The organism is Psychrobacter sp. Rd 27.2 (genome assembly GCF_001921755.1).
In the GTDB taxonomy this organism is placed as follows: Bacteria; Pseudomonadota; Gammaproteobacteria; order Pseudomonadales; family Moraxellaceae; genus Psychrobacter; species Psychrobacter celer.
Genome location: NZ_MRYB01000012.1, coordinates 12,962 through 29,518, shown reverse-complemented (window position 1 = coordinate 29,518; position 16,557 = coordinate 12,962). Strand labels below are relative to the sequence as shown.

At 49.3% G+C, this 16,557-nt stretch carries 14 protein-coding genes and 1 tRNA gene; 5 read left to right on the top strand and 10 right to left on the bottom strand.

From position 1 onward, the window contains the following. Positions 1–138: 138 nt before the first annotated feature. The 4 genes from BTV99_RS10220 to BTV99_RS10205 all read right to left on the bottom strand — a co-directional run bounded on the left by BTV99_RS10220 (position 139) and on the right by BTV99_RS10205 (position 3,657). On the bottom strand, positions 139–849 hold the full coding sequence (locus BTV99_RS10220; protein WP_075102267.1) for a nucleoside triphosphate pyrophosphatase: 711 nt from the start codon (positions 847–849) through the stop codon (positions 139–141). Between the two features lie 190 nt (positions 850–1,039). After that, a complete protein-coding gene (gene mreD / locus BTV99_RS10215) occupies positions 1,040–1,525 on the bottom strand; it encodes a rod shape-determining protein MreD (protein ID WP_075102266.1) in 486 nt (161 codons plus the stop codon). 74 nt (positions 1,526–1,599) lie between these two features. Next, the gene (mreC, locus tag BTV99_RS10210; RefSeq protein WP_075102265.1) at positions 1,600–2,454 is read right to left on the bottom strand and encodes a rod shape-determining protein MreC; all 855 of its coding nucleotides are present in this window, start codon (positions 2,452–2,454) and stop codon (positions 1,600–1,602) included. A 174-nt stretch (positions 2,455–2,628) separates the two neighbouring features. Further along, positions 2,629–3,657, bottom strand: coding sequence for a rod shape-determining protein (locus BTV99_RS10205; RefSeq protein ID WP_083608617.1), 1,029 nt, complete (start codon positions 3,655–3,657; stop codon positions 2,629–2,631). A 620-nt stretch (positions 3,658–4,277) separates the two neighbouring features. Between BTV99_RS10205 and gatC the strand changes: the two genes are divergently transcribed. The 5 genes from gatC to BTV99_RS10180 all read left to right on the top strand — a co-directional run bounded on the left by gatC (position 4,278) and on the right by BTV99_RS10180 (position 9,046). Beyond that, a complete protein-coding gene (gene gatC, locus BTV99_RS10200) occupies positions 4,278–4,592 on the top strand; it encodes an Asp-tRNA(Asn)/Glu-tRNA(Gln) amidotransferase subunit GatC (protein ID WP_075102263.1) in 315 nt (104 codons plus the stop codon). 75 nt (positions 4,593–4,667) lie between these two features. After that, entirely contained in the window at positions 4,668–6,164 is a 1,497-nt protein-coding gene (gene gatA / locus BTV99_RS10195) for an Asp-tRNA(Asn)/Glu-tRNA(Gln) amidotransferase subunit GatA (protein WP_075102262.1), read from the top strand. Next, positions 6,164–7,690, top strand: a complete 1,527-nt coding sequence (gene gatB, locus BTV99_RS10190) for an Asp-tRNA(Asn)/Glu-tRNA(Gln) amidotransferase subunit GatB (protein ID WP_075102261.1) — start codon at positions 6,164–6,166, stop codon at positions 7,688–7,690. Before gatA ends, gatB begins: the two co-directional genes overlap by 1 nt. Before the next feature lie 115 nt (positions 7,691–7,805). After that, positions 7,806–7,882, top strand: a tRNA-Pro gene (locus BTV99_RS10185). A 204-nt stretch (positions 7,883–8,086) separates the two neighbouring features. Further along, positions 8,087–9,046 (top strand): DUF1853 family protein, encoded by a 960-nt coding sequence (locus BTV99_RS10180; RefSeq protein WP_256713777.1) that lies wholly within the window; start codon positions 8,087–8,089, stop codon positions 9,044–9,046. Positions 9,047–9,100: 54 nt separating this feature from the next. On the opposite strand, the gene BTV99_RS10175 is transcribed toward BTV99_RS10180, so the two are convergent. From BTV99_RS10175 to trpB, 6 genes are all read right to left on the bottom strand, one after another. Beyond that, positions 9,101–9,631: a DUF2726 domain-containing protein gene (locus tag BTV99_RS10175; protein ID WP_075102259.1), complete on the bottom strand. Its 531-nt coding sequence runs from the start codon at positions 9,629–9,631 to the stop codon at positions 9,101–9,103. A gap of 286 nt (positions 9,632–9,917) precedes the next feature. Beyond that, entirely contained in the window at positions 9,918–11,153 is a 1,236-nt protein-coding gene (locus BTV99_RS10170; protein ID WP_075102258.1) for a LysM peptidoglycan-binding domain-containing protein, read from the bottom strand. A gap of 240 nt (positions 11,154–11,393) precedes the next feature. Then, a complete protein-coding gene (gene folC / locus BTV99_RS10165; RefSeq protein WP_075102257.1) occupies positions 11,394–12,761 on the bottom strand; it encodes a bifunctional tetrahydrofolate synthase/dihydrofolate synthase in 1,368 nt (455 codons plus the stop codon). 162 nt (positions 12,762–12,923) lie between these two features. Continuing rightward, positions 12,924–13,901 carry an acetyl-CoA carboxylase, carboxyltransferase subunit beta gene (gene accD, locus BTV99_RS10160; RefSeq protein WP_178377953.1) on the bottom strand — a complete coding sequence of 326 codons (978 nt, stop codon included), beginning with the start codon at positions 13,899–13,901 and terminating at the stop codon, positions 12,924–12,926. Positions 13,902–14,220: 319 nt separating this feature from the next. Then, positions 14,221–15,045: a tryptophan synthase subunit alpha gene (trpA, locus tag BTV99_RS10155; protein ID WP_075102329.1), complete on the bottom strand. Its 825-nt coding sequence runs from the start codon at positions 15,043–15,045 to the stop codon at positions 14,221–14,223. A 130-nt stretch (positions 15,046–15,175) separates the two neighbouring features. Then, positions 15,176–16,450 carry a tryptophan synthase subunit beta gene (trpB, locus tag BTV99_RS10150; RefSeq protein WP_226941092.1) on the bottom strand — a complete coding sequence of 425 codons (1,275 nt, stop codon included), beginning with the start codon at positions 16,448–16,450 and terminating at the stop codon, positions 15,176–15,178. Positions 16,451–16,557 lie beyond the last annotated feature (107 nt).

Genomic DNA, 16,557 nt, shown 5'->3' with positions numbered 1-16,557 from the left:
TCTCTCAGCTTTCTTATTCGACGTTCATCGCCTGTTAGGCTTACAGTGTAACAAATGCGCCTTGTGCTTGCCCATTATCCTAGCGTGTCATTATGTGGATAAAAAGTGTGTGCACAAAAACAACTCAGCAGCTGATTATCATGACACACTTGCGCTGCTGTGCTGGCTGACGGTATTGATCAGGGCCAACGTTTGCGCAAGTGGCAAGCCGACGACATTGGTATAGCTACCGTTGATACGGCTCACCCAAGTAGCGCCTAACCCCTGAATGCCATAACCTCCTGCTTTGTCTTGAGGCTCGCCGCTGTCCCAATACTCACGCATCATCTGCGCCGTTAAGGGAATAAAGGTCACCGCCGTGCGCTCCGTGAGCTGCTGCTGAGAAACGACCTGCCATACAGGCTGCTTGAGTGCATGGACGGCTGTTGCATGGACAGCGGCGTTATCGCAGCGCACCAGATGAGCAGAGCGGGCGATAAGGGTCACTTGCACCGCTGTCCATACTTCATGCACCGTATCAGACATCTGCTGCCACATCTCATACGCCTGCTCACGGCTTGTAGGCTTGACCAGCACCGTCTTGCCGTCTGCTAAGACACCGATGGTATCGGCTGTTAACACCAGACGCGACTCAACGTCTTTATCGGCATTCTCTTCCCTGCTGGTAGCATTTAGCTGCTGTACCGCGGCGGCCGCTTTGGTCGCGACCATGCGCTCGATATAGTCTTTGGGGGGTTCATTGGCATGCGGGGTTTCGTCGATATCGACACTCATGACCGTAAAGTCCAGCTGCGCTCTAGACAACAGCTCACGACGACGCGGCGAACCGGACGCTAAAATAATATCCATGATTCATCTCTTATTATATAAATTTGTCTGATTGTATAAACTTGTGGGCTGACAGCGCTTGCAGATAAGGTCATAAATACGGTCATGTTGATTCGTTTTAACATTTCATGAGGGCGTATTTTGCTAGCAGCACGCACAATGAGCGCGCTTGTTTTATAGGATGATCGACTCGCTCATGGATGCGTCAGTATCAACGCGCAAACTTACGTAGCACCAAAAGCACCAAAGGCCAGCTAAGAATACTCATGACTAATGACAAAGCGGACTGAGCGACAAACACATTTTGGATAAACATTTGCAATATCCACAGCGTCAACTGAAAGATTAGCAAACTAAAACTGGCAAGTAGCCAAGCGCTCCATGTATTTAATTGTCTGACATAAATACTGGTAACTTTGATAACAAAAGCGACCAGCACAGCAGCAAAGGCTTGCTGACCTAAATGGGTATCCATCAACAAATCGGCAATGATGCCCACCGTAAAGGCGGTAAAGATACCGACATAGCGCGGCTGAAACAACAGCCAAAAAATCAGCACCATAATCATGACCATGGGTCGCAAGGTGGCCATACTGGGGCTTAATGGATAGACATTGAGGGATGAGGCCACGACGATACTGACAATAATGACAGCAATCAGCAGTACTGTTTCATTCTCAGAATCAGGATACGACATGAGCACTTACCTTAATGAGACGTAGCAGCTGCAAACGCCAAACGATGAGACACCTTCTTAGGCTTAGGCGATAGCTAATTGATGACGGTATTGTTTTTATTAATCAGCTTGTCTTGCAATATCAGTACATAGGCATTGTCAATAAAATTGGCAGTGGGTGTGACCTCGATGCTTCTAAAGTTATCCGCCTGCGTGTCCTCGATCTGAGCGATACGGCCAACGCGATACCCTGCTGGGATACGGCCACCCAACCCTGACGACACTAGCTCATCCCCCACCCGCACATCTGAAGTTTTAAACACATAATCCAAACTCAAAGACGTCGGGATGCCTTTGCCTGTCACGATGGCACGCTGACCGGTACGTTTGACCGTCACCGCCACAGACTGCTGCTCATCGGTGATTAGTAGCAATCGGCTGGTGTTGGGATAGACATTGATGATTTGCCCCAAAATACCATCTTCGTCGATGACCGTCTGACCCACCTGTACGCCATCTTGCGCGCCTTTATTGATCACCACAATTTGCCTGAGTAAGTTGGTGTCGGTACCAATCACTTGCGCCAAATTAAGATCAAACTGCTCAGGCTTGGTGGTCGACAAAATGCCTTGCAAGCGAGCGTTTTGTGCCAAGATATAATCTTGCTGCTGCAGCTTGGCCTGCGCGTGGATCAGCTGTGATTTTAGCTGCATGTTTTCGCGGCGCAAGGCTTCTTTGGACTGTAAACGACCACTAGCCCAGTGCTGAGCATAACTCGGCAACAGTGACAGCTGATAGATGGGCTGCATGGCGGCATGGCTGGTATTACGGACAGGGTTAAACCACTCTGCGTTTTTGCTATCAAACCACATCAGTATCGAAGCGACTATCAATACAATGGCAGTCTTACGAAGTGATAACGGCTGACGGGCAAAAATACTTGGAATCATAAGAGGTCTAATTAGCAATTTTAAAATAAGCAAGAATATGGTCTTGCTTTTCATGGCTTGAGCGTACTTTGTACTTATTAGGGTCTTTTGAACATGATGGATACTGCCACGCGCTCTACTGCCCTCATCAGCGCACGACTAGTACCACCCCAGCCATGCGCCTGCTAAAATCGTTTAGACAAAGATCATGTTTAGGCTTTTGTTATTGATAAAATCAAGCGCAATACCACCACCGCGGCTCACGCAGGTCAATGGATCTTCGGCGACCGTCACTGGCAGACCGGTCTCTTTGGAGATAAGCTTGTCTAAATCACGTAATAGCGCACCGCCCCCTGTCAAGACAATACCGCGCTCAGCGATGTCTGATGATAGCTCAGGTGGCGTTTGCTCGAGTGCTGCTTTGACCGCACTGACGATACCGCTTAATGGATCGCTAAGGGCTTTTTGTACTTCTTCTGAATTGACGGTAAAGGTCTTTGGCACACCCTCTGCCATGCTACGACCACGTACTTCTACCTCTAGCTGGCTGTCTTCGTTTAGTGCCGAGCCCACTTCTTGTTTGATACGCTCAGCTGTCGTCTCACCGATGACGCAGCCATGAGTACGGCGTACGTGGGTGATAATGGCCTCATCAAACATATCGCCGCCGATACGAATCGACTCGGCATAGACGCAGCCAGATAGTGCAATCACAGCAATCTCAGTGGTACCGCCACCGATATCCACCACCATCGAACCGCTGGCTTCATGGACAGGCATGCCAGCACCGATTGCTGCTGCCATTGGCTCCTCAAGCAGCAATACTTTATTGGCGCCCGCTGATGACACCGCCTCACGTATCGCTTTACGCTCTACCAAAGTAGACTTGCATGGCACACATACCACCACATTTGGCTCCGCCATAAAACGTTTGGCTTTTACCTTAGTGATAAAGTGCTTTAGCATTTTTTGGGTCACCTCAAAGTCTGCAATCACCCCGTCTTTTAGTGGACGAATGGCGGTGATGTTGGCAGGTGTACGACCTAGCATCTGCTTGGCATCGATACCAACAGCGGCGACGGTAGGGTTTTGAGTACGATTACTTCGTAGCGCGACCACCGTAGGCTCGTCAAGCACGACGCCTTTATTAGGAATAAAGATAAGGGTGTTCGCAGTACCGAGGTCGATAGCGATATTATTTGATAAAAATCCAAACAGGTTCATGACTAATATTTCCAGCGTATTACAAATGAGGCGAATGAGGCGAATGAGAGTGACTGAGGCGTTCCTCGTCAGTGTTGAGCAGGTCGTCGATAGACATTACCTGTGGCGAAAACTGAACCTCGCAACAAGTCAAACCTAAGCAATAATAATGAAATGAAAAAACTGAGGCAAATTATACCGATTTGGCTCAAAAAAAACATAGATATTTGCGTCAGTAAGTCAGGATTTTGGTCCTAGATGCTAAAAGTTGTTACAAAGTTTGAAATCGTCAGCAAGACCATTTGACTTCATGAAAGACCATTTAATTCAATAACTAATAAGGCGCTACAGACAGATGATGATTTTGCTCAGTAGCAGGTGCATACTGTAACGTATTTCAGCGAACAATGGGTGAGCATTTAAGAATGAAACACTAACTATACGGTCAGTTTTGTAAATCATTTTAACTTGGTTGATATTATGCATCAATCAAATGCTGTGCTCTGTAAACTTAGGCCAGATGCTTTATAATAATCCAACTCAAGATACAATCTTATTTAGCAATCCTCTTATTTTTAGTGGTCATGTCTTGACACCACCCAAATTGACACTAACCAAAACTGTCCTTCATTGGAGAAACTATGTCACAGCAACCAGCAACGTCTGACAACAACGTCAGCCGTGAAGAAATCTTAGAAGTTGCCAACCTTGCCCGCTTGGGCGTGGATGAAAGCACGGCGAGCAGCTACGCGGACGACATTAGCAAAGTGTTAAAGCTGATGCACACGCTAAGCAGTGTCGACACCGCAGGCATCAAGCCTTTATCAAACATCCATGAAGCCTGCCAAGAGCTGCGTGCTGACGTCGCCAAACATGATATCGATCGCACGCGCAATCAATCGGTCGCACCAGCGATCGAAGACGGCCTATATCTGGTGCCACAAGTGATTGAATAACGACTTGCATGACTCTATTAGCTTTATTGGCTTTATCTTATTTTATGCTATTAACACTTTGACGGACGACACCCTATGTCTGAGATTCACCTATTAAGTACCGAGCAGCTGATTACAGGCTTGCAAGAAAAGCAGTTTAGCAGCGCAGAATTAACCGAACACTATATCAAACGTATCGACGCCCTAGACACTAAGGTCAACAGCTTTATCACCCACACCGCTGAGACGGCGCGCGCGCAAGCGAAAGCCGCGGACGAGATGCGCGCCCAAGGCGATAAGCGTCCCCTGCTCGGCGTGCCCATGGCGCATAAAGACATCTTTTGTACCCAAGGCGTGCTGACCACTTGTGGCTCAAAGATGCTACACAATTTTGTCTCGCCTTATAATGCCACCATCGTGACCAATATCGAAAAAGCGGGCATGATCAGCCTAGGTAAGCTCAATATGGATGAGTTTGCAATGGGCTCAGACAACAGCAGCTCTTACTATGGCACGGTACAAAACCCATGGAATTTGGAGCGCGTCCCTGGTGGCTCATCTGGTGGTAGTGCAGCCGCTGTCGCCGCCGGTTTTGTGCCTGTGGCGACCGGTAGTGATACGGGCGGCTCGATTCGTCAGCCAGCTTCGTTTTGTGGCCTCACCGGCATCAAGCCCACTTATGGCCGTGTGTCACGCTTTGGCATGATTGCCTATGCCTCAAGTCTCGACCAAGCCGGTAGCATGGGCAAAAGCGCCAAAGACTGTGCCTATCTGCTGCAGCCGATGATCGGTCATGATCCGCGCGATGCCACCTCCATCAAGCACGACATGCCAGATTATGTACAAGACATCAATGATGCAGAGGCCGCTGCAGGCGATAAACCCTTTGCAGGACTACGTATCGGCGTCGCCAAAGAATACTTTAGCAAAGGCCTCGACAGCGAAGTAGAACAAGCCGCCCGTACCGCACTCAAAAAATACGAAGAACTGGGAGCGACCATCGTCGAGGTCAATATCACCGATCCCGATATCACGCTGGCCACTTACTATATGCTCGCCCCTGCCGAAGCGTCTTCCAACCTATCACGCTTTGATGGCGTGCGCTTTGGCTATCGCTGTGAAACACCAAAAGATCTGATTGACCTATACACGCGCTCACGCTCTGAAGGCTTTGGCCCTGAAGTACAGCGCCGTATCCTCACTGGTACTTATGCACTATCGGCAGGCTATTTCGACGCTTACTACACCAAAGCGCAAAAAGTGCGCCGCTTAATCGTCAAAGACTTTGATGATGCTTTTGCCAATTGTGATGTCATCGCTAGTCCCACCGCGCCGACCGCAGCTTATAAGCTGGCAGAAGACCTCGACCCTGCGACCATGTACCTAGGCGACGTGTATACCATCGCAGTCAACCTAGCGGGTCTGCCCGCACTCAGTCAGCCCGTTGGTTTGACCTCAGAAGGTCTGCCGATCGGTTTACAGTTAATCGGTAAGCACTGGCAAGAAAGTCAGCTGCTAACGACCGCTCATCTGTTTCAGCAGCATACCGATCATCATCTACAACACTCACTCGTCGCAAAGGAGACGGTATAATGAACACAGCTACTACGACTGAGAATACCGCTCATAACGACAGCGTTCGTCCCGAATTGTTTGTTGATGGTTACGAAGTGGTCATCGGCATTGAGATTCACTGCCAGCTAAACACTGACAGTAAAATTTTCTCTAGCGCCCCAACTGACTTCGGCCACGAGCCAAACAGCCAAGCCAACATCGTCGATTTAGGCTTACCTGGCGTGCTACCGGTACTCAACGCTGGCGTGGTCGAGCGCGCACTGAAGTTCGGTATGGGCGTCAATGCCGAGCTGGGTCTTTTTAACACCTTTGATCGCAAAAACTACTTTTATCCTGATTTGCCCAAAGGCTATCAAATCACCCAAATGGCCAACCCTATCGTGGGTACCGGCTATATCGATGTGGTGGTCAATGAAGGCGAAAAAAACGAATACCCAAAACGGATGGGCATCACCCGCGCGCATCTAGAAGAAGACGCGGGTAAATCAGTCCACGATGCCGTCGATGGCATGACGGGTGTCGATCTCAACCGTGCGGGCACGCCGCTCATCGAAATCGTCTCTGAGCCTGACATGCGCTCAGCGGATGAAGCGCTGGCTTATATCAAGGCCATTCATCAGCTGGTCACTTGGCTGGGTATCTCGGATGCGGTCATGGCAGAAGGCTCATTCCGCTGTGACTGTAACGTCTCTGTGCGCAAACCTGGCGGCGAGCTCGGTACTCGTACTGAGCTCAAAAACCTAAACTCGTTCCGTTTTATCGAGCGCGCCATCAACTGCGAAATCGAACGTCAAATCGACATCATCGAAGACGGCGGCAAAGTCGTGCAGGCAACGATGCTCTATGATCCTGAGCGCGACGAAACCCGCACCATGCGCACCAAAGAAGACGCCAACGATTATCGTTATTTCCCTGACCCTGATTTACTGCCTGTCCGTATCGAGCAGCATACGATTGACAGCATTCGTGCTGCCATGCCTGAGCTGCCTGTGGCTCGCCGTGGCCGTTTTGAGGTAGCGCTTGGTCTGTCAGAATACGATGCTCGCATCCTAACAGGCAGCCGTCAGCTTGCTGATTATTTCGAAGCTGTGGTGGCAGAAGTGGGCCAGCAAGATGCCAAAATGGCAGCCAACTGGGTGATGGGCGACTTGCTCGGTGCCCTCAACAAAGATGATAAAGACATCACCCACTCCCCTATCAGCGCCAAGCAATTGGCTGGTATGCTGGCTCGTATCAAAGACGATACGCTATCTGGCAAATTGGCCAAAAAAGTCTTTAGTGCCTTATATGAGCGCGAAGGCGGCGACGGCGATGATGCGGCAGATAAAATCATCGAAGAAAAGGGCCTAAAACAAGAAACGGACACTGGCGCTATCAAAGCCATGGTCGAAGAGGTCATCGCCAACAATCAAACGATGGTAGATGAGTATAAAGGCGGCAAGCAAAAAGCCTTTAATGGTCTGGTCGGGCAAGTGATGAAAGCCAGCCGCGGTAGCGCAAACCCACAGCAAGTCAACCAAATTTTAAAAGAGCTGCTGGGATAGCTCTGCTAATATGGCGCTCATACTGGCTATGGATATGTCAAATTTTGGGGCAAATGGGTAGCAAGATAAATAGCCCTTGCAATATGCCTAATTTTGCGTAAAATAGTCAGTCATTCGGGGCGTAGCGCAGTCTGGTAGCGCACCACACTGGGGGTGTGGTGGTCGCAGGTTCAAATCCTGCCGTTCCGACCAAACATCGTAGTTAAAGAAAAAGCCAACCATTGATAGCAATGGTTGGCTTTTTTTATGGTTAATGACTTCTTACCAAATACTACAAAGATACCTTCGTAATTGCGCTCAGCGCTTCATTGATGACAAACACTTTAGACTTATAATACGCCATCGATTGACTATAGACTTTTGGTACATGAGCCGCTAGGGTAAACGTACACTGTAATGATGGTTTATCCTATGATCGAGCCGACGGTTCATGGCCCGTTTACTTATCTACATACCGCACCGTGGGAAGCTTATCGGCGCCCATATGTGCGCGATTTGGCTTATGTGCTGGCCTGCCCCACTGTCTTAACAAAGTGGTTGGACGTTGCGCCGCATCAGAACACACATACCGTGTCGGTCCATAGCGCACACTTTTGGCAGCAGCAGTTTGCAGCCTATCAGGCACGCTTAGAGGAGCTCGATACCACCAATGCGTATCAGGCGCTGACGCGATATCTGCTGACACGTCCCAGTCCCAATCGCTTAGGTTTTCACTTTGAGGGATTGTTATCATTTTGGCTAGAAGATGGCTTTGCGCGCAAATTACATCCGTACGAGACGCTTGCTAACAATGTGCAGTTATATAACGGCAAACAGACGACAGGCGAGCTGGATCTGATTTTATACAATCATCAGGACAATCTGACCGAACACTGGGAGCTGGCGATCAAGTTTTTTATGGGGGCACCGCCTTTTGAGCCTGCAAACTGGGTCGGTATCAATTCCAATGATAACTTACAGCGCAAAATGACCCACATGCAGACCAAGCAGTTCCGCGCTGTGTGGGTCGATACCGCTGATCACGGACAAGTAAAAATCGACAAACGCTACGGTATTATCAAAGGCCGCTTTTTTTTGCCGCTCAATATCTATGGCTTTGATAAACCTGATTGGCTAACGCCCAGCTTTCCGCTGCATGAATGGTGTGATAACAGCGACGCCGTCAGTCTTGCGACGCTCGATACGAGCACTCTGCGGCGCGCGTACTATATTGAGTGGTTTACCAAACGCAGCTTTTATGACCGTTACGCCAGACGAGCGCTTGCACAGACTTGGTCAAAGAAGAGCCTACCAAAGACAGGGCTATATTTTGAAGGCGACAGGCCAATTGTCATCTATCCGCGGCAGTGTGAGTAGCCCGCACCCTCAATCCGAGAGGTCAGTTTTAATCACGGCCAATGACGATCATTATCAGTACGTCTCAATCACCTGCATCAGCTCATATCTGAGCATATCCGCGCTTGGCATACGCTCAGCGTGAAAGCGCACGATAGGAATACCTGCACTAGCAAGGGCTTTGTCCTTTTTGTCATCGGCTTTTTGGCGTGATTTGCTGCTATGTGTCCAATCATCAAGCTCGATAGCCACCAAGGTGGTCTGTGCGTCGATATCGACGATGACATAATCGACACTCTGACGACAAATGCGGTTAAACCAAAAGCTACGCTCGGAGGTCTCATCGCTATTGGCTTCGATGATTCGCGACAGCTGCACCTGTACAAATATGTGATACTCGGGCAAGGCGTTTTTTAATTTTTTAAAAAAAATCACCTCAGTATCAGTCATGATAGGCATCGGTGCAAATGGCCAAATGGCCAACTCATCACCGCGCACAGGCTTTGGCTCAGGCTCGGTGCTTTGACGCTTTGAGGATAGTTTTGGTAACGTAATTAGCCCTAAAAACCCAACGGCCAATATTAAAAATACAACGCCAAACGACATGGTTTTACCTTATAAAATAAACAAGTGATTATCCAAGTCCCAGCTGCAACGGTTCACAAGCACAGATGGGCATTTGAATAATCACGGCAGGTCAACCTTTTTAGGCTGACAGGTGATACAAAAACAGAATAAATGCGCGGCATGGTAGCGAAACCTACCCAGCCGAGCAATCAATAAAACAAAAAACACGACATCTAGTGTCGTGTTTTCTCATATCATAGAAACAGCGAAGGTGTCTATACTCACTACCAGCACTCACTACCAGCGGCGATACATTAATCGCGGTTTAGCGCCAGTATAATACCCAAGCGCTGGTGGTGTTTACTTTAGGGTCGCTGTTGATCTTGTCTTTGAGCGCCAGCGCTGCCACTTTACCGCGCTCAGGACCGACGATGACGCGGACACCGCGACTGGTCGGACTGGTCTTTACTTGATACCCTGCTGCCTGAAACTTTTTGGCCAATTCATCTGCTTTGGCCTGATCATTGGCAAGTGCGACCTGCACCCCAAAGCTTCCTTTGGCATCGGTTTCCTTGACCTGTTGGCGGGCATCACGCAGTTTTTGCTGCGCATCACGTTTGGCCTCTGCTGATTTTTTCGCCAATGCTTCTTCTTTTTTGCGCTGCGCTTCACGCGCTTTTTCGGCTGCCGCTGCTTCTCGCTCTAGACGCTGTACTTGTTTGCGTGAAGGAATAGTCAGTGTCTGACCCAGCTGCAGTGAGGTCGAGGGTGACATATTATTTGCCTGAGCCAGCGCTTCCACCGGTACGTTATACTGTCTGGCAAGTTTAATCAGGCCGTCGCCTCGTTTGACTTCATAGTCAGTGGGGGATTTGGGCGGCTCTTTTTTGGCGGCTTCGGCAGCTTTTTCAGCCGCTTGCTTTTTTGCGGCGGCCTGCTCGGCAGCCTGACGCTCAGCTTCTGCTTGACGCTTGGCCTCTGCTTGTTGCTTGGCTTGTTCCGCTTGCTGTTGCCGCTGTGCCAATTCTTTGGCGGCTTGTTGCTCTTTGAGAGCGGCTTGACGTTTGGCTTCTTGCTGCTGGGCAGTTTTTAATTTTTCGGCGGCGGCTTGCGCCGTATTGCTATCAGTGCTTTCAGAACTTTCCGTACCTTCAAGGCTTGCTGTTGCCGAAGCGGTATCGTCTTTTTTCTCAGCTGCGGTGCTGTCGCTATCGTCAGCAGCGGTAGTGTTTGTTATATATTGTTGGCTTTCTGCGCGCGCTTTGGCTAGTGCTTCAGCTTCAGCAGCTTCTTGCTCAATCAAAAACTGCTGAGCACGTCTTTCTTGCTCTGCGACGCGAGCGGCGCGCTCTTTTTGTTTTTGTGCCAAGATGCGTTTTTCTGTTTCGATGTCTGTTGTCAATGGCGGCTGCGTGGTTTGCTCAGTACTTGAGCTTTCGACCATCGCTGAGGTCGGCGCAGGCTGACTGTTATCGCCGATTTGTTGCACCATAGCGTATAGCATCACGCTACCGCCGATAATCATCCCAATGCCCAATAAGGCTTGTCTCGAAAAGTTCATCCGTTTACGTCTCTTAGTTGGTAATAAGGTTGATTGAGCGGCGCAGCTATCGCTTTAAAACCTTGGCGGGCAAGGCTCTACAAGCTTACCCATCCGTCAGTTTTTTGGCGTTATACGCTATATTTCAATCACTTTGATTATAAAGCATATTTTTCGCGCTGTCTGCTATCACACTTGTGCTAAGCGTAACATGAAAGCAAAGCCCTTTTCATCACTCACGGGTCGTCACATCATCGACTATCACTGATCGGCAGTCAGTGCTGCTAATGCCTCACCGATAGTATGAAACGAGCCACACACCACGATGAGATCCTGCGCATCGCTCGCTTGCATCACCGCCTGCGTGGCTTCTTTTAATCTGTCAAACTGATGTATCTGCGCCTGCTCGACATGGCGAGACAGGACGCTGTATAAATGCTCGGTACTCGCGGCACGTGGATAGTCAATCTCCGCGATAAACCACTCGCTGATCGGCAAGCCAGCTTGGCTTAAGCGCTGGACGACATGGTCGACATCTTTATCACCTAACATAGAAAACAGCATTTTGATGCTGGCAGGTTGGCTGCCGCTATGACTGTCTATAGACTCGTGCTGCTCAGCGAGGTGCTGCTGCCAAAGCGGTACAAGCTGCGCCAATAAAAACTCGACACCCTGCTCATTGTGCGCCACATCAAATAGCCAATGACGCTGCTGGGTATGGCGGTAATCAAACCGTCCTGCCAGCTTGACTGTCTGCAGCGCCTGCTCGATGGCACTGATATCGATATCTAATGGACTGGCCAGCACAGCTGATAAGGCATTGGCAGTGTTCATAAGCGACAATGCTGGGCGCGGTAGCTGCATCGTGACAGCGGCATTGCTATACTGCCATGTGGCTGAGTCGAGGCTTTGGTAAGCAAAGTCCTGCCCGACCTGATAGCAGCGCGCTTGATGCTGATCAATCGCCTGCTGCACGCTATCTGGCATCGTAGTCGCCCCATAAATCAGCGTGATATCGTCACGCAAGATACCTGCCTTTTCGCGTCCGATATCCTCGACATTGTCGCCCAACCAATCGATATGATCGATACCGATATTGGTAATCACCGCCATGTCAGGATCGATGATATTAACCACATCCAAGCGACCGCCCAGTCCCACTTCTAATACCCATACCTCGCAGTTTGCTTCGGCAAATATCAATAATGCAGCAAGTGTCGTCATCTCAAAGAACGACAATGTCAAATCGCACTGCAGCCGCGCTGCCTCCACCTTACTAAAGGCATTGATTAAGGTCTCATCGCTGACCATCTCGCCATCGATACGCACCCGCTCATTAAAAACGCTTAAATGCGGTGATTGATACAGCGCCGTTTTATACCCTGCCGCTTGACACATTTGTGCAATCACTGCGGTCGTTGAGCCTTTACCATTGGTGCCCGCTACAGTAAATACATAAGCATCGTTTTTGGCGGATTGTACCAAGCCTAACGCCTCAGCCACTGGCAACACGCGCGACAGCCCCATGTCAATCGCCGACACATGGATTTGCTGCATATAATTGAGCCATTCGGTCAAACTAGACTGGTTATCGGGCGTACTTGAGGTAGCAACTAAGGAGTCAGACATGAAGAAAACCTATCAAAAAAGAATCAAATAAAAACTGAAGACAGTATATAACTACCTAGCCAAAAAGCAAAAATAGCATTTACCGTGATTGACGATAAATGCTATTTTTAAGAGCAGTTTTGTAGCTATGGCTATGCGATAAGCGCCATAACCGGTGCGGCGTTACGCATCCACATTGGTGACGTGACACAGTTTTGCCAGCAGACGATAAATGGTATCGATCAGCTGATGACGATGCACCACTTCATCCACCACCCCATGCTCTAACAAAAACTCAGCGCGCTGAAACGGCTCTTCTAAGGTTTCGCGTACCGTCTGCTCGATCACGCGCTTGCCAGCAAAACCAATCATCGCTTTTGGCTCTGCCAAATGAATGTCTCCTAGCATCGCCAGCGAGGCTGTCACACCGCCATAGACAGGATTGGTCAACACTACGATATACGGTACACCCGCCAATCGCAAGCGCTCAATCGCAGCGGCGGTGCGCGCCATTTGCATCAACGACAGCAAACCTTCTTGCATACGCGCGCCGCCTGAGGCTGCAAAGCAGACCAGTGGTATTTTTTCCTCAAGGGCTTTTTCAGCGGCTTGGACAAACCGATCACCGACCACCGAACCCATCGAGCCGCCCATAAAGCGAAAATCAAAGGCACAAGTGACAATGTCTAGATTGCGCAGCTTGCCATACATCACGATCAGCGCTTCAGACTCGCCTGTCTTGTCTTGTGCTTCGCTCATGCGCTGTGGATACGGCTTACTATCGACGAAGCTCAATGGATCTTTTGCATTGAACTCTTGCCCCAGCTCGCCATCTACTTGATCCAGCAGCCAGTTTAGACGCTCACGAGCGCTCATCGGTAAATGATGGTCACAATGCGGGCATACATAACAGTTAAAAATCAGCGCGGTATTGGTAATCATCGAATGGCAGTTGCTACACTTGGTCGATGGTTCAGTCTCAACCGCAGTCAATGGAGCGGTCAGTTGCTGCTTAATACCAGGTATTGGGCGATTAAACCACGATTGGCCAGCAGCATTGCCGTTTTTTTCGGCGCTGGGTTTGTCAGTTGCGGTTTTTTCGATATTGTTTGGAGTTGTCATATCAGCTTTGGTTATTGTATCAGTCATAGTATTCGCCATTATCAAAGGCTTACAGGCAAGTTGGCTCGTTTACTTGTCCCTAAGAGTCCATTTATAAAATCAATTTAATCGTCACAGCACTCGATGATATAAGCCATCAGCAGGTACGCTCATGCGAGACGGTCACAATTTATATGTGAGGTTAGTTTACACACGTAAACTAACTTTAGCAAAGCCATTTCGCGCTGTCTTTATAGACATTGTTATTATAAACCCTGTTATGATAAAGATTGTCATTCGTCCAGCGCGCCGTCGCCTCAGCTTATCACCTATCTAGGAACACCTTTGACAACTCACCGCTTACCTATGATACCGTCCGTTAAACTGTCAAACTGTCTAAAGCACCGCGCAGCTCGTCCATTTTTGCCATGATTTTTTGTTGAGCATTGGCCACTGCCGCCGCATCACTAGCATCGATATCAGCGAAGTTTTGTACCAGCGCACTACCAACGATAATCCCGTCAGCATGCTGACCGATCGCTTTGGCAGAGGCCGCATCACGGATACCAAAACCCACGCAGACCGGCAGATCGGTCTCTGCTTTGATGGCTTGTACTTGAATGGCGACATCATCGGTATCGAGCGTCGCTGAGCCGGTCACGCCTTTGAGCGACACATAATAAATATAGCCGCCGCAGTGGGTCAGCACTTGCTCACGGCGCTCAGGCAAAGTGGTGGGCGATAATAAGAAAATCTCATTCATAGCGTGCTCAGTTAAATGCTGAGTAAAGCTCCCCGCCTCAGCTGGCGGCAAATCCACCATCAAAATACCATCGACGCCTGCCTGCTCGCATAAGGTGACAAAATTATCATAACCGATGATCTCGACAGGGTTTAGATAACCCATCAGGATAATTGGCGTTTGCGTGTCTTGCTTGCGAAACTCTGCCACCATATTTAGCGCATCACGCGTACTAGTACCAGCTGCTAAGGCGCGCTCGCCTGCCAAGGCAACAGTTGGCCCATCGGCCATGGGGTCAGAAAACGGCAAACCCACTTCGATCATATCCGCGCCATGCTTGACTAAGTCATGCAAGAGGCCGACAAAGTTATCAGGCGTTGGATCGCCTGCCATCACATAAGGAATCAAGGCTTTTTTATTTTGCGCTTTTAGGGTCCCAAAGGTGCTTTCAATTCTGGTCATACTTTTAACTCGGGTCATAATCGTCTCTAAAATTAATAAAAACTGGCTACAGTGGCGCTTTATCATTCAATCAAAGAGCCACTCCATGTATGTCATCAACGTGGGTTTGTCGCAAAAACAATGCTCGCCACTACAACGCAATCCCTTCTGCCTTCATCACTGAATGCAAGTCTTTATCACCGCGACCCGACATATTGACGACAATGCTCTGCTCAGGGGTCATGGTTTTCGCCAGTTTCAATGCATAGGCGACAGCATGCGCAGACTCTAATGCAGGTATGATGCCTTCTTTGCGCGTGACTTCATGAAAGGCGTGCAACGACTCTTTATCAGTGCAGCCGACATATTCGACGCGTTTCATGTCTTTTAAGAAGCTATGCTCAGGACCGACGCCAGGGTAATCAAGACCCGCTGAGATAGAGTGCGTCTCTTGGATTTGACCTTCATCGTCCGCCATCAGGTAAGTGCGGTTGCCATGCAGCACACCGATACGGCCAGCGGCCAATGGCGCTGAATGGCGGCCAGTCTCTATACCGTCGCCCGTTGCTTCGACGCCATACATTTTGACGTCAGTATCATTTAAGAAATCAAAAAACAGCCCAATCGCGTTGGAGCCACCACCAACACAGGCAACCAACGCATCAGGCAATTTGCCGGTTTTTTCTAAATGTTGAATACGGGCTTCTTTACCGATAATCGCTTGGAAATCACGTACCAGTAGCGGATAAGGATGCGGCCCTGCAACGGTGCCGATGATGTAATAAGTGGTGTCAACGTTGGTCACCCAGTCGCGCATCGCTTCGTTCATCGCGTCCTTGAGAGTGCGCGAGCCAGACGTCACTGGCACCACTGTCGCACCAAGCAGGCGCATACGATAGACGTTCATCTTTTGGCGCTCGACGTCATCAGCGCCCATATAGACGATGCACTCTAAGCCTAGGCGCGCGGCAATTGTCGCTGTCGCCACGCCATGCTGTCCTGCGCCCGTCTCGGCGATGATGCGTTTTTTGCCGCACATCTTGGCAAGTAGTGCCTGCCCGATGGTATTATTGACCTTGTGTGCGCCTGTGTGATTGAGGTCTTCACGTTTAAAATAAATCTGCGCGCCGCCGATCTCATCACTCAGGCGCTTGGCATGATAAAGTGGGGTTGGGCGACCGACATAATTGACCAAATCATTGTGATATTCTTCCCAAAAAGCCGGATCAGCTTTGACTTTGGTGTATAAGGTTTCAAGCTCTTCTAATGCTGCCATCAGCGTTTCAGAAACAAAACGACCGCCATGGACACCAAAGTGTCCGCGTGCATCAGGGTATTGATTAAAGTCTTGCACATCTGCTGGATTGGTAAATGTATTGATAGATTTTGCAGCATCAGATAGCGCTTTGTTTGAGGCATGACTCATGATAATTCCTACGATAAGTGGGGGCTTTTAATATAAAGATGAAGGAGATAAAGCGTCTAGGCTTGCCGCCATATCGTCATATAACTAGGCGACAAGCAAAAATTCGG